Source organism: Fictibacillus enclensis, assembly GCF_001457035.1.
In the GTDB taxonomy this organism is placed as follows: Bacteria; Bacillota; Bacilli; order Bacillales; family Fictibacillaceae; genus Fictibacillus_C; species Fictibacillus_C enclensis.
In genome coordinates this window covers 561,917-575,849 of record NZ_KQ758618.1, presented here as the reverse complement: position 1 = coordinate 575,849, position 13,933 = coordinate 561,917, and the positions used below count along the sequence as shown (strand labels likewise).

General features: G+C 44.0%; 13 protein-coding genes. 7 read left to right on the top strand and 6 right to left on the bottom strand.

Translation table 11 applies throughout. The features are described from left to right. Positions 1-201 precede the first annotated feature (201 nt). Genes AS030_RS13315 through AS030_RS13305 form a run of 3 tightly spaced genes read left to right on the top strand, consistent with a single transcriptional unit; the run spans position 202 to position 3,266 of the window. The gene (locus AS030_RS13315; RefSeq protein ID WP_090236856.1) at positions 202-1,086 is read left to right on the top strand and encodes a carbohydrate ABC transporter permease; all 885 of its coding nucleotides are present in this window, start codon (positions 202-204) and stop codon (positions 1,084-1,086) included. Further along, complete coding sequence (locus tag AS030_RS13310) at positions 1,086-1,913, top strand: carbohydrate ABC transporter permease (protein ID WP_061972367.1); 828 nt, start codon at positions 1,086-1,088, stop codon at positions 1,911-1,913. Before AS030_RS13315 ends, AS030_RS13310 begins: the two co-directional genes overlap by 1 nt. Positions 1,914-1,964: 51 nt before the next feature. Next, positions 1,965-3,266 (top strand): ABC transporter substrate-binding protein, encoded by a 1,302-nt coding sequence (locus AS030_RS13305; protein WP_061972366.1) that lies wholly within the window; start codon positions 1,965-1,967, stop codon positions 3,264-3,266. Between the two features lie 37 nt (positions 3,267-3,303). On the opposite strand, the gene AS030_RS23665 is transcribed toward AS030_RS13305, so the two are convergent. Then, complete coding sequence (locus tag AS030_RS23665) at positions 3,304-3,462, bottom strand: hypothetical protein (RefSeq protein WP_156412580.1); 159 nt, start codon at positions 3,460-3,462, stop codon at positions 3,304-3,306. 77 nt (positions 3,463-3,539) lie between these two features. Then, a complete protein-coding gene (locus AS030_RS13300; RefSeq protein WP_061972365.1) occupies positions 3,540-5,474 on the bottom strand; it encodes a lamin tail domain-containing protein in 1,935 nt (644 codons plus the stop codon). Positions 5,475-5,887: 413 nt separating this feature from the next. Here AS030_RS13300 and AS030_RS13295 point away from each other — a divergent pair, with 413 nt between their 5' ends. The 3 genes from AS030_RS13295 to AS030_RS13285 all read left to right on the top strand — a co-directional run bounded on the left by AS030_RS13295 (position 5,888) and on the right by AS030_RS13285 (position 8,920). Continuing rightward, positions 5,888-7,252, top strand: a complete 1,365-nt coding sequence (locus AS030_RS13295; protein ID WP_061972364.1) for an MFS transporter — start codon at positions 5,888-5,890, stop codon at positions 7,250-7,252. Further along, positions 7,236-8,012, top strand: a complete 777-nt coding sequence (locus AS030_RS13290) for a sugar phosphate isomerase/epimerase family protein (protein WP_061972363.1) — start codon at positions 7,236-7,238, stop codon at positions 8,010-8,012. The genes AS030_RS13295 and AS030_RS13290 overlap by 17 nt, the downstream gene beginning before the upstream one ends. A 119-nt stretch (positions 8,013-8,131) precedes the next feature. Next, the gene (locus tag AS030_RS13285; RefSeq protein WP_061972362.1) at positions 8,132-8,920 is read left to right on the top strand and encodes an HAD-IIA family hydrolase; all 789 of its coding nucleotides are present in this window, start codon (positions 8,132-8,134) and stop codon (positions 8,918-8,920) included. Positions 8,921-8,944: 24 nt separating this feature from the next. Here AS030_RS13285 and AS030_RS13280 read toward each other — a convergent pair whose 3' ends face one another. The 4 genes from AS030_RS13280 to AS030_RS13265 form a co-directional block, all read right to left on the bottom strand. Beyond that, a complete protein-coding gene (locus AS030_RS13280; protein ID WP_061972361.1) occupies positions 8,945-9,508 on the bottom strand; it encodes a glycerol-3-phosphate responsive antiterminator in 564 nt (187 codons plus the stop codon). A 163-nt stretch (positions 9,509-9,671) separates the two neighbouring features. Beyond that, positions 9,672-10,157, bottom strand: a complete 486-nt coding sequence (locus AS030_RS13275) for a hypothetical protein (protein ID WP_061972360.1) — start codon at positions 10,155-10,157, stop codon at positions 9,672-9,674. Positions 10,158-10,230: 73 nt separating this feature from the next. After that, complete coding sequence (locus AS030_RS13270) at positions 10,231-10,728, bottom strand: hypothetical protein (protein WP_061972359.1); 498 nt, start codon at positions 10,726-10,728, stop codon at positions 10,231-10,233. Between the two features lie 211 nt (positions 10,729-10,939). Further along, on the bottom strand, positions 10,940-12,166 hold the full coding sequence (locus AS030_RS13265; RefSeq protein WP_061972358.1) for a putative glycoside hydrolase: 1,227 nt from the start codon (positions 12,164-12,166) through the stop codon (positions 10,940-10,942). A 205-nt stretch (positions 12,167-12,371) separates the two neighbouring features. Here AS030_RS13265 and AS030_RS13260 point away from each other — a divergent pair, with 205 nt between their 5' ends. Then, on the top strand, positions 12,372-13,733 hold the full coding sequence (locus tag AS030_RS13260) for an amino acid permease (RefSeq protein ID WP_061972357.1): 1,362 nt from the start codon (positions 12,372-12,374) through the stop codon (positions 13,731-13,733). The last annotated feature ends 200 nt before the right edge of the window (positions 13,734-13,933 follow it).

Below are 13,933 nucleotides of genomic sequence, written 5' to 3'. Positions count from 1 at the left end.
GCATAACCTTCTCATTCCTTGATTCAAAAATCACTGTTCAATATTTTCCACCCTGTTGGTCAATGTAAGCCGTTTCATAAATTTCAGGAATCCCTAAAATAAAAGGTACGGGAGGTGCTTTATGTGAATAGTCAGACGAAAGCTACAAATCTTCAAGGCGGTGCCTTACAAAAAAACACCAACGTATCAAAGCCTGTTTCCATGGCTTCCAAGAAAAAATGGAAAGATGCAGGATTATTCACTCTTTTTGTCGGCCCTGTTCTGTTAGCGTTTACAATAATCGTTTTAATTCCTTTCTTTACCGGGATCTATTACGCCTTTACCGATTGGAACGGAGTAACAGGGAATATCAATTGGGTCGGATTCGATAATTTCAAATACTTATTCACGGAAGACAAGCAATTTCAGGCTTCGTTTCTGCTGACCGCTAAATACACAGTCGTTGCCATTATACTTACCAATGTGATTGGATTTGCGCTTGCCATTTTGGTCACACAAATGCTAAAGACAAGAAACATTCTGCGTACCGTATTCTTCATGCCGAACTTAATCGGCGGATTGCTTTTAGGCTTCATCTGGCAGTTTATTTTCGTCAAAGGATTTGCATCCATCGGACAAATCACGGGTATTCCACTTTTTGAAATGGCCTGGCTTGGAGATGCAAAAACGGCGTTTTGGGGAATCGTGATTGTCAGTGTGTGGCAGGGTGCCGGCTACATCATGATCATCTACATTGCCGCTCTGCAGAATGTTCCTCAGGAAATCGTGGAAGCTGCCCGTATAGATGGTGCCAATCGATGGCAGATCCTCCGCCATATTACCATCCCGATGGTAGCACCAGCGGTAACGATTTGTTTATTCTTAACCACTGCATCATCGTTCAAAATCTTTGATGCCAACCTGTCCCTGACGAACGGCGGGCCGTTCAAGTCAACCGAGATGCTGGCACTGAACATTTACACAGAAGCCTTTGTTAACAACCGTTACGGAATTGGTGAAGCGAAAGCGCTGATCTTCTTCATCGTTGTTGCCGCCATTACGGTCATTCAGGTTATGTACACGAAGAAAAAGGAGGTTGAATCGTGATGGAAAACAAATATACGGGCAAAACATTCATTGTTGAAATCCTTGCGGTTCTGCTCGGCCTGCTCTTTTTGGTTCCTTTCTATTACGTAATCTCAAATTCTCTGAAGCCGTTCGCCGAAATCCTGACCAATACTTCGGCGCTTCCCAAGGTCTTTCAATTTGAGAACTATGTAAACGCATTCGAAAAGCTGAACTACCTGAAAGTATTCTCAAACTCACTGATCGTTACGGTCGCCAGCAACGTCGTTCTTGTGGTCTTCTGTTCCATGGCCGCCTACATGCTGGTCCGGACCAAAAAGAAAATCAGCAATATCATTTTCATGACGTTTGTTGCAGCCATGATCATTCCGTTTCAGTCCATTATGATTCCCTTGATCAAAACAGCCGGAACATTCGGCCTTCTCAACAGCATCTGGGGACTGGTCATCATGTATCTTGGATTCGGATCCGGGATGACGATCTTCCTGTATCACGGCTTTATTAAAGGAATTCCAAAAGAACTGGAAGAAGCAGCGATCATCGATGGATGTTCCCGGTTCGGAGTATTCTGGAGAATTGTGTTCCCGCTGCTAAGACCGATTACAGTAACCATTGTAATTCTGAACAGCCTGTGGATTTGGAATGACTTCCTGCTCCCGTCACTCGTTCTGCAAAATCCGGAATTACGAACAGTACCACTCGCTACGTTCTTCTTCTTTGGACAGTATACGAAGCAGTGGGATCTGGCACTTGCCGCTTTGATCCTGGGCATCATTCCTTTGCTCATTTTCTTCTTCTCCATGCAAAGGCACATTATTAAAGGTATTACCAGCGGTTCCATCAAATAAGGTTATTCTTTTTTCAAACTATAAATGAATCATGTTCAGGAGGGTAAAATCATGGTTAAAAACATGAAAAAGTTTTCATTAGCAGCAGGTGTGCTTTCCGCGTCACTTCTTTTCACAGCAGCTTGTTCCAGTGATGGTGCATCAGGAGACAAAGCAAGCGGAAGCAAAGGCGACAAAGTCGTCATTGATATGTTCCAGGGCAAAGTAGAAATTGCCGACCAGCTTAAAGCATTGACCGACCAGTATACAAAAGAACATCCAAACGTTACTTTTAACATTGAAACCGTAGGCGGTGGTGCAGACGGTGGTGCAGCTCTAAAAGCGAAGTTTGCTTCCAACAAAGCGCCTGATATTTTCACCAGCTCTGGCTATCAGGATGCCGTCACATGGAAAGACAAACTCGAAGACCTTTCCGATCAGCCATGGGTAAAAAATGCCTATCCTAATGCATTGAAGCCAATGACTCTGGACGGAAAAGTGCTTGGCCAGCCGGTTAACCTTGAAGGCTACGGATTTGCATACAACAAGGAATTGTTCAAAAAAGCAGGAATTACCAAGCTTCCTACTACATTCTCTGAGCTGGAAGCCGCAGCGAAAAAATTAAAAGCCAAAGGCATCACACCTTTCTCAGTCGGTTACGGCGAGTGGTGGGTGCTTGCAAACCACGGCTTGAATGTTCCATTGGCTTATCAGGAAAGTGCAGACAAAAATTTTATTAATGGTTTGAACGAAGGAAAATCAAAAATCGCAGACAGCAAGTATTTTGACGATTATTTCAAATTGCTTGACCTGACGATTAAATATGGCAACAAAAACCCGTTAACTACTGACTACAACACACAAGTAACCCTATTTGCCAGCGGTGATGCAGCAATGATCCAGCAAGGAAACTGGATTCAGCCGATGATCGACAAAATCACACCGAACATGGATGTTGGTTTTATTCCAATGGCATTGAACAACAATGAAAAAGAAGCAGATAAGCTCATGGCAGATGTACCGAGTAACTGGGTCGTATACAACAAAGCTCCTGAGGCTGATAAAAAAGCAGCAAAAGACTTCTTGAACTGGATGGTTTCTTCTAAAGAAGGAAAAGAAGCATTGACGAAGGAATTCAAATACATCCCTGCCTTCAAGAACATTGACGCAAAGGCAGAAGATATCGGACCACTTGGCGCTGAAATCCAGAAGTACTCCAAAGAAGGTAAAACGTATACTTGGCAGTTCATGAAATATCCTGATGGTGCTGGCCAAGAGTTTGGATCTGCTCTTCAAGCCTATGTTGGCAAGAAGAAATCAGAAAAAGAAACATTGGAAGCACTTGATGCTACATGGAATAAGTTAAAGAAATAATAGAAAATCCAAACCCCTGAAGCTGAGCTTCAGGGGTTTACTTATTGACCATGATCATTTTTTCAGAGAGAAAAAAGGCAAGCGTCGCAATAAATAACGTTCCGATGAAAAAAGAAATCCGGCCAAACACTTGATAACCCACGGTTTTGCCCTGGTCCATGATTTCCGGTGAGTAACCCGCCGTTAGAATCTGCACCTACTTTATTTCTGTTTTTTTGTTTTTGTTTGGACAGAACAAAAAAACCAGCCGTTTAAGACAGCTGGTCTTTTCTCTTATTGGCGCTCTTCTTTTTCTGTATTTCTGTCATCCTTCATTAAGGTTTTCATATCAATCTTAAGCATCCGGTCTCTTGGATAAGAACCTGTATACCGATATTTGTTCGCGCCCGATTCAAAAGACACATACAGATCACTATTTACGAGTACGGCTCCCTCTTTCATAGGGATAGCCGTAATACTTTTGACCGGCTTTGCATTTTCCCCGTCAAGGAACCAAACAGGCACTTCTTTTCCCCCAACGGTTACATATTCATGCGGTTCTTCTTTCATCGGGTCATTATATCGATACAAAACACTGTCATTCGCCCGCCCGTAAGACGTGACCAGAGAAATTCCCTTCTTTTGGACGATCGCTCCCTGTACCTTACCGATCGTGGAAAAAACATAGTCTGGTTTTGCGGGCTCATAGCCTGCAGGGTCCCACTGCTCGTGAGTCAGCATATCCGTATCCGGTCTTAGCTTGTAACCTACCATCCAAGCAAATTGCATTTCACCGGCCCGGTTTACGAGATGATGAGAGGGATCGGTAGGATAGGCGTTTGGCTCATAAAACTCACCGACCCACAGAATCTTTTTGTCATCATCATAGACATCATAAGCCGCTTCTACGGGTACCGGGATTTCATTTGTGAACGTTAGCTCATCATTATTTTGAGCGGCGGCAATATCGTCAACATCCAATGTAAATAGAGATTCTTCGGAGGATATCCATACATGGTCCATACTTACGGTAACACCCCCTGCGTGTCCGGTGTAAGGTGTCCCATCCTGATTGTAGAGCACCAGTGACTTTACTAGTTTTTCAGTAGTAGCATCAACGACACAAAGTGTTCCTGGTCGGCCATCGTCCAAATAATTGATGGTAAACAACCAGTTCTTTTTCTTATAATAACCAATTCCCTGGGGAACGAGGTCCTCTGCCAGTCCGGGGATGACAGGGCCGTCCTTGGAAATATCCCATAGTGTTTGATAAGCGGGATTTCTGTCATTGGATGATCTTTCGGTTTGCGTGATCAGCTGATGATCAGGCTGAACGCGCAAAACGGGAGATTTCTGTGATTCATTTCCCGAAGTATCTTCAGCCGTGATCTGGAGATCATAATTGAGATGGCCAATCAGGGCAGACAATCGGAATGCAGTTTTGGACGGATGAACCGAATATTCGAGATTGCCATTTTTGTAGATATTATAACGATAGAGATCTGTTTCTCTATTGGGACTCCATGTTAGATCGATTTCACCGTTTCCTGCCTGTGCCTGAATACCTGCCGGAACAGCTGGTGCCGCGTCATCCAGTTTCGGTCTTGCCGGAGCTTGTCCTGATACCACCCATCCTGGTGTCGGCGTTTGGCTGCCTGCCAAGGTTTTCATCGTGTTGCTGCCATCTGTCGGATAGCCGAGCGTAATGGACTTGTTTGCACTTACCTGGCTTCCGGGGTACTTTGCTTTTACGATCTCTTTTCCACCCGGATCGTAAACGGAGACTGTCTGGTTGTTACTGTTTACCAGTCCGCCAACATTTTCTATTGGTTGTAGATGATCTTGTTGTATGTATTTACTTGAATATGAGGAGAAATAAAGGTGGTTAAAGCCCTCCAGCGTCAGGGGCTTCACTTCCTGTCTTCTTGGCCAAAACAACACGGTATCCCACGGAGCGATTTTAATCGGATTCTCAATCGTCGTATTCCAGTTGCTAGAAGCAATATGATAGCCTTGAAGATTGATCTCCTGATTGCTGTTATTATAGATTTCAATGTACTCAAACGCATCATATCCCGCATAATTGTCCGTGTCCGGAACGACTTCTGTGATCAGCAAACGGGGGATTGCACTTTCAGCCGCTGCCGGTTGAATGGAGTTCAACCTTAAATCCGTACCCAAGCCTATAGCACATGCCATCATACAAATCAGCCACTTCCTGCCTTTCATTCCTGTTCCTCCTCTAAATTTTTTGCAACCAGATAACCTCCGACAACACGAAAAACCCCATGACCAAATGGTGTGCCGCTCCTTTGCAGTACACATCTGTTCACAGGGTTCTCCCATATCTCTACCCGTACGGATATTAAAGTTGTTATCTAATTATTCACAATCATACCTAGATGTTAATCGTTTTACAACAGAAAATTTTTCAATCCATTGTTTTAAACACCACAAAAAATTAAGTTGACAGACTTATTTGAATATTGTATAAATGATTTAGCAATCCTAAAATTTAATGTAGCTTTATGGCCGGAGATGAAGAGAAGCCATAGCCATTTAAAACATGGTACATGTTTTTTTGGCTATGGCTTTTTATTTGTTCTTTTCCATAACGTTACACAGAAAAAGGGGGAAAAGTAATGAGCTTTGAGCATTTGGATTCTCCAAAACTAAAGCGCTTTCAAAGAAAGGTCACGTTGCTGTCGGCTGCAGGTACGTTTCTGGATGGTTTTGACTTAACGGTCATTGCCGTAGCCATGCCGCTCATTTTAAGCCAGTGGGAAATCACTCCGGGTCTTCAGGGGTTAATTACTTCGTCTGCTGTCATCGGCTCCTTAATCGGTGCTTTATGGCTCGGAAATTTAACAGACAAATACGGAAGAAAAGCAATGTATGTGGTTGATTTGGTCGCGTTTGTCGTCTTTGCTGCCTTAACCGCTTTCGCACAAGCTCCGTGGCAGCTCATTCTGTTCCGCTTCTTACTTGGGATTGGTATCGGAGCTGACTATCCGATCTCTGCCACCCTGGTGTCTGAATTCAGTTCCACAAAGAGTCGCGGCAAACATAGCACTTCACTAGGTGCCATGTGGTTCGTTGGGGCGGTAACCGCCTACCTTATCGGAATGCTGATGCTTCCGCTCGGTGCAAGTGCGTGGAGATACATGCTGTTGGTCGGTGCTGTATTTGCTCTTATTGTTTTCTTTTTCAGGGTTACACTCCCGGAGTCACCGAGATGGCTTGCCTCAAGAGGACGTGAAAAAGAAGCGGAAGAAATCATGCTGAAGATCACAGGACAAAAAGTCATCATCAAGCCGGATGCAGCACCAAAACAAAAGGCAGGAGCTCTTTTTACAAAATCTCTTTTCAGACGGACGTTCTTCGTTTGCGGTTTCTGGTTCTGTTACGCGGTCGCGTACTATGGAATCTCCATGTATACACCAACCATCTTAAAACCGTTTACCAATGGTTCACAAATGATGGTATATACAGGTTCCCTGACGGTGAGTGTTCTGGGCTTGCTTGGAGCTATTGTAGGATTGAATCTGGTTGAAAGAATCGGCAGACGTCCGCTGATCATTACGTCATTTACCGGATTATCCATTGCGTTAATCATTCTTGCATTAAATCCTCATCCTACCATGGCCTTTTTGGTTATTCTTTTTAGTTTGGCTGTTCTGTTTGCCAATATGGGTGGAGGAATCCTGAACTTTGTCTATCCGACGGAACTGTTCCCAACCAGTATTCGGGCAAGTGCTTCAGGTCTGGCCACCGGAGTCAGCCGTATCGGTTCCATTCTCGGAATCCTTGTATTTCCGAATCTGGTCGCCGCATGGGGAAATTCCAAAGCACTATGGTTCTTCGCGGTAATCAGCATGGCCGGCTTGATTGTTTCTGTACTGTTGGCCCCGGAAACTAAAGGCAAGAACCTCGAGGAACTGAACAACGAATTAAACGTAAGTCCTGGAACAACATTGAAAGGAGAGAATCATGGAGAAATGGCTTAACAGCTGGTCACTTGGATTGGATGCCCATCTGGGTGACTTTGAACGTCTAAAAGAAGCCGGGTTCAGAGGCATTGAAGTCCTGGCAGAACAGCGTAAAGCAGCTGACTATCTGGAATTTGCCCATCGATCCGGTTTCAACGTGGGACTGCACCTGCCCTTTCATGATCTGAATTTGGCTACTCCCGATTCTGTGGTCTATGAACGTACTTTTTCAATTTTAACGGATTGGATTAAACGGCTGGCTGATTACGGAGGGACGCATGCTACCTTTCATGGCGGTTATGCCTGGTTTTCTGAAGAAAAGCATGCGTGCTTAGAAAGGGTAACGGAACGGATCCTGCGGCTGGATCAGGTGGCAAAACCGTACGGGATTGATCTTCTGCTGGAGAATTTGATCCCCGACCATTTGAACTATTGTCATCAGGTTGCTTCCAATCTTGATGAATGGCTCGATCTCATAAAAAATACACAGGTCAAGGCTTGCCTGGATACAGGCCATCTCAATCTCATGGGAAATGAATTGGAAGATGCCATCGACCGGCTCGGCGCATCTCTTGGAGCCCTCCACTTATCGGAGAATGATGGAAAGGCAGACCTTCATTTACTCCCGGGAGACGGGAACCAATTTACAAAAAACGCAGGAGAATATTTGTTCAACCATCGATTTAACGGGCCGGTAATTTATGAAATCAATCCTTACAAATACTCGCTTCAGCAAATCATTAATCATCAGTCAAACACCAAGTCTGTTTTGACGTAATACACTATCGCAGGGAAGAGATGAAGAGAACCCCCAGCTATTTTTGCCTTTACTCTTTTGGAGGCTTCTTTAGCTGGGGGTTTTGCATCGTTTAGCTCATACGTATCGGAGGTATCGCCATGGCAAAAGGTTTTATATTGGATTTGGATGGAACTGTGTATGTGGAGGAAAAAATCCTGGATGGCGTGAAGGAGTCCATCGAATATTTACGGCAGTGTGGTCACAAAGTAGTCTTCTTCACCAATAAATCCATAGCCACACGGAATGACTATGTAAAAAAACTTCGGGGATTGGGAATTGATGCATCTATTGAAGATGTGATTAATTCGAATTACATTACAGCGATGTTTTTAAAACAAAAAATGACACCGGAAGAAGCTGTGTATGTGATTGGAGAAGCCGCTTTATTCGAGGAACTGCAAAATGAAGGAATCCGGTTGACCACCGTTCCGCGCGAAGCCAATTATGTGGTTTTGGGATGGGATCGGGAATTTAATTACCGCAAGCTGAACGATGCCTACCAGGCATGGGCTGCCAACAATGCGATGATTATCGCCACAAATCCAGACCGGACGTGTCCGATGATGGACGGACAGCTTCCTGATTGTGGATCCATCATTGGCGCTTTTGAAGGAACGACCGGCAAACCTGTTGACTATATTATGGGGAAACCCTCCAAACTTGCAGCGGACATTGTCATCAGAGACATTTTAAAGTTAACACCGGCAGATTGCTATATTGTCGGAGACCGTTTGGAAACCGATATACGAATGGGCATTGATCATGGGATTCAGACCGTGCTGGTGATGTCAGGCATTACCACGGAAGAAATGGTCAAAACATCTATTCATAAGCCTTCATATGTTCTTCCAAGCATGAAAGAAATCCATCAATTACAAATCAGCTAAAAAGGGGAACTCGTTTCCCCTTTTTTATATATCAAAATTCCAAAGCGCAGGATCTCCGGTAGACATCGCAAGTGCCCCCGCTTCCAGCCCCTTAGTGATATCTTCCTTTGAACTGATGAGGCCTCCTGCAATAATAGGCAGGTTGATCCGATGAGTCAGATGATCAATAATATTAGGCATCAGCCCGGGCAAGACTTCAATCGCATCCGGTGCAAACGTTTCACAGATGCTGATTCCCTTTTTTAAGGCCGTGTGGTCGATGAGAAACATACGCTGAATAACCATTAATTTCTCTTCCTTCGCAAATTTAATCAAGGAACTTTTTGTGGTAATGATGCCCGAGGGCTTCCACTTTTTAGCGATATACTTAATGGCGCTTTTCGTATTGGACAGGCCCTCAATAAAATCAATATGTATGAAAACACTTTTTTGAGCACTTTTCAACCGGTCCAGGTGCTCTGTCATGTTCAAAAGATTACCGGTTAACAGGAAAACGATATTGGATGTGCTGTTTATCGCCTTCTCAATATCTTCCTCCTCTTTTACAGACGCGATCACTTGTGACTGAACAAGGTCAACAATATTCATGTGAAGTGCAGCTCCTTAAGTACCAAATTCTTAGCGTTTAACAAGGTATTCTATATCAGTAATGATTTTCCCTTGTTTTTTCCTATTGTTCCTATTGCATTTGGAGCCAGCGATTCAAACATAAAAAAACAGGAGAGGCTGCTGCCTGTCTCCTGTTTTATAATTAACGTTCGGGCGAAGTCGGTGGAGCCGGAATGGATGAATTGGTTTCGCGGATGAGCTGGTCGACGGTTGCTTTTGCATCTGCATCAATCTCCGACTTGGCGGCCGACACCTCTTTGGTTACCTTTTCCTGGATACTCGATTTTGCCAGAGCGGTATTTTCGTTGGTCGCAGCCGTAATGGCCATTTTGTATTCCTCGGCATAGCTGTTAATTTGTACATTGCCATCCGCCACCGTACTATTGTACGCATTGCCTACTTCCGTCTTTCCTCGCTGATACTCGCTTTTTACATGAGCGTTTACTTCGTCTTCCTTCTTTTCAGCGTTATCCGCCACTTGATATCCTGCCCATGCCGCCACTTTCCCAATCAGCGGAGCTACACCCACCTTTACGTGATCCACAAAGCTGTCAGAGGCCGCTCCTGCAAACAAGGCCCCAGTAACCATGAGTCCGGTAACTGCTGCTGCTTTCTTTTTGACTGACATTTCTAGATTCTCTCCTTCCGGCTATCGCCACGTCGATGTATAGAAAAAGTACATCTGTACTCTGTTCCTGTATTTATTGGCCGTTGTTCTGTAATTGTCCGGCGGCCTCCGCTTCTGCAGCTTGATCGATTTGTTTTTTCGCTTCTTCTATTTTTTGGTTGATAGATTGTCGAAGTGCCTGCTTCGCTTTTGCTTCACTTCGTACTCGTTCTCTTTTAATAGATTTCTTTTTTTGTTCCTCATACTTCTTTACTTCTTGTTTGTAGCGCACAAGCTCCGAATTTGCATAGGCAGACACCTCTTGGTTCATCGCTGTCGATTCAGTTTGTACCGCTTGTTGCACTTCTTTGGAAGATTCTTCACTCACTTGTTTCATATCGGGATGCAGCCGGGCCATAAGTTGACCGAGAATTCGTTGAGACTGATTGGAAAGGTAATCTTTTATGCTATTACTCTCAGCATAGGCGAATTTTCCGCCTCCTGAGAGAATGAGAAATGAAAGAATAATAAGGAGTCTTGTTTTCAACTTTCTTTGCCGCTCTCTTCTCCGCTTTTCTTTTAAGCTTTCCAAAAGGTCTTCCTCCTCTGCAACATAATAAATAGGACTTTTTGCATATTCACCATAAGTAATCTATCACAGTTACAATACTCTTTCTAGTATTTTTTACCCATAAAAATGAAAAATTTTTTTAAATTTGAATAATTATGTATATTGGTTTATAAGTACCCAGAAAAACAAACAGAACAGCCTTCTAAAGGCTGTTCTGTTGCACGGTAAGTTTCTAGTTTTTTGGCTGAAGCGCTTCTTTCGTATATTCATTACTTGCGTTCCATAGTAAATAGCCGTCAATGCCCAATTCTTTACCGGCGCGGATTTGATCTTTCACTTGCTGAGAGCCATATGTAATATGGCCGTCCACCCAGGTGGCCGTAAAATCTTGATACCATGGCCTGATTTTTGCTGCCTGTTTCTTCTGTTTTTCCAGTGCTTTGTCCCTTTGGATCGCCGGCTGAAGGGCACTCTTGATTAATTTGTAGGGCTCTGCATCAGGGACTTTGATACCATAATCCCCTGGTCCGTAATGAGATGGATATGTCATCGGGCTCATGACATCGACGGCCTGTGTCAAAGACTCCCACTGCTGTCCAATTCCTGTATCTCCTTTCGCGCTCGTTGAAACCCCAAACACATCGGCAGACACATTGACTCCATAAGGCTTCAGTTCTTTTTTGGCATACGTTAAAAAGTCGTGGATGTTCTGTGCTTTTGACTTCTTTTTCGGGTTATCGAATTTCACTTCCCTGTCCACCTGTGCTCCGTTATCAGGGAAGCGGACATAATCAAACTGAATCTCATCAAATCCAAGTTTCGCGGCTTCCTTTGCAATAGAAGTAACATACTTCCAGTACTGTTCTTTATACGGGTCCACCCACGGTATGCCGTCATTGTAATACAATCCGCCGCTTTTCTTTTTCATGGCGAATGCCGGCTTCTTTTTGGCCATGTATGGATCTTTAAATGTAACCACCCTGGCGATCGTGTAAATATCTTTGTCTTTCATCACCTTTAGCCTTTGCTTCATATTTTTAATTGGGGGATGTTTATCAGAACCATATGAATTAACTTGGGGAACGTTTGAATCGTATGTAACTTCACCGCTGTCACCTTTTACATCTACTACAAGTGAATTGAGTTCCGTGTCATCCACCAGCTTGGTCAGCTCATTAAATTTGCTGTTCATGCCTGCTGCAGCACCTGACATGTATACCCCTTTAACCGTTATGTCCTTGGGTTTGGGAGCTGGCTTTGGTTTTGGTGCTTCTGCCTGTTTTTTCTCTTCCTCCTTTTTTTCTTTTGCTGTTTTTCCCTGTTCTGGTTTTTTGTTTTCTTTTTCTTTAGCCGGTTGCTTGTTTGTCTCGTCTCCTGCTGCATCCTGAGCATTGCAGCCGGCAATCCCTCCAAACAAAAGCACACTTGCCAGCGAAATACTCGACCATATTTTTTTCATCCAAAACCCTCCTGTGATGTCGTTATCTTGCAAGACTTCCATTAAAGTCTTCGAACAAAGTTTGGCATTACGTTGTGTCTATACCCTCTTTTTTCATGATTAACCGTTATGCAATTGGTTTTGCAAGGGAAGAGTAAAGGGAAATAAAGACAATAACTGCAGAAAAAAATTCACCAGAGATCATGTTGAAAAGGTTGGTGTATCAATGAAAAAAGAAGAAGAGCTGCACCGCGGTTTAAAAAACCGGCACATTCAATTAATAGCCATAGGGGGGGCCATTGGCACTGGTCTGTTTTTGGGTGCAGGCAAGTCCATTCATTTGACAGGCCCGTCCATCATGATTAACTATGCCTTGATTGGAATCATGCTTTTCTTCATGATGCGCGCATTGGGTGAAATGCTCCTGTATAATCCGACCTCGGGTTCCTTTACGCACTTTGCCGAATCCTTTATCGGCCCCTGGGCCGGTTTTATTACGGGCTGGACGTATTGGTTCTGCTGGATTGTGACCGGCATGGCAGAAATTACAGCGGTAGGTGTGTACGTAAAGTATTGGTTTCCTTCTATTCCCCAATGGCTGACCGCACTAGCTGTGGTGCTTATCTTACTGCTGATCAATATGTCGGCTGTCAAAACGTTTGGAGAAATCGAGTTTTGGTTTGCTATCATAAAAATCATTACCATTATTGCACTGATTGTGATCGGTATTGTACTCATTGTCATGGGATATGAAAGCCATGGAACACAGGCTTCCTTTTCCAATCTTGTCAGCCACGGCGGATTTTTCCCAAATGGCGCTTCCGGATTTGTTCTGGCCTTTCAGATGGCCCTTTTTGCTTTTGTCGGAGTTGAACTCGTTGGGGTCACAGCCGGTGAAGCTGAGAATCCGGATACGACGTTGCCGAGCGCGATCAACAATATTCCGGTCCGGATCCTTCTCTTTTATATCGGATCCCTGATCGTCATCATGTCGATCTATCCGTGGGACAAAATCAACCCGTCGAGCAGTCCGTTTGTTTCGGTCTACTCGCTGATTGGAATACCTGCTGCAGCTGGTGTCATTAACTTTGTGGTCATTACTTCTGCTATGTCATCCTGCAACAGCGGTTTATTCAGTACAGGACGAATGTTGTATACACTGGCTAATGAAGAAAAAGCACCGAAACGTCTGGCCTCCCTGAGCGACAAAAAAGTGCCTGCGGCGGCACTGATTGTATCTACCTTTTTCCTGTCATTTGGCGTTCTGCTTAACTACTTATTGCCGGAAGATGTTTTTACCCTGGTTACTAGTATTGCGACCATCTGTTTTATCTGGGTATGGGGCATTATTCTGATCGCACATCTGCGCTTCAGAAAGCAGAAACCCGAAGAAGCAGCAAAAAGCAAGTTCAAAATGCCGCTCGCTCCCTTTATTAATTGGATAGTCCTTTTGTTCTTTGCTTTCGTTCTAGTCGTGCTCGGGTTTGCAAAAGACACCCGGATCGCCTTGTTTGTCACTCCTGTCTGGTTTATCATCCTGATCGTTGCTTACCTGATAACCAAACGAAACAAACCCAGCGCTTCATGAGAAAAAGGGAACTGACGTTAAACCGTCAGTTCCCTTTTTTCTTATGCTTATCTTGTTCTGGATACGATTCCTGAGCTTGCTCCTGTGATGACGGTATATTTCATAAAGTACCTCCCGAATAGGTTATGTTAAGCCTTATTCATACTCTGTGTTCCCTAAAATCGACGCCTTTAGCCATTTCCAAAAAGTAAATTTACCCC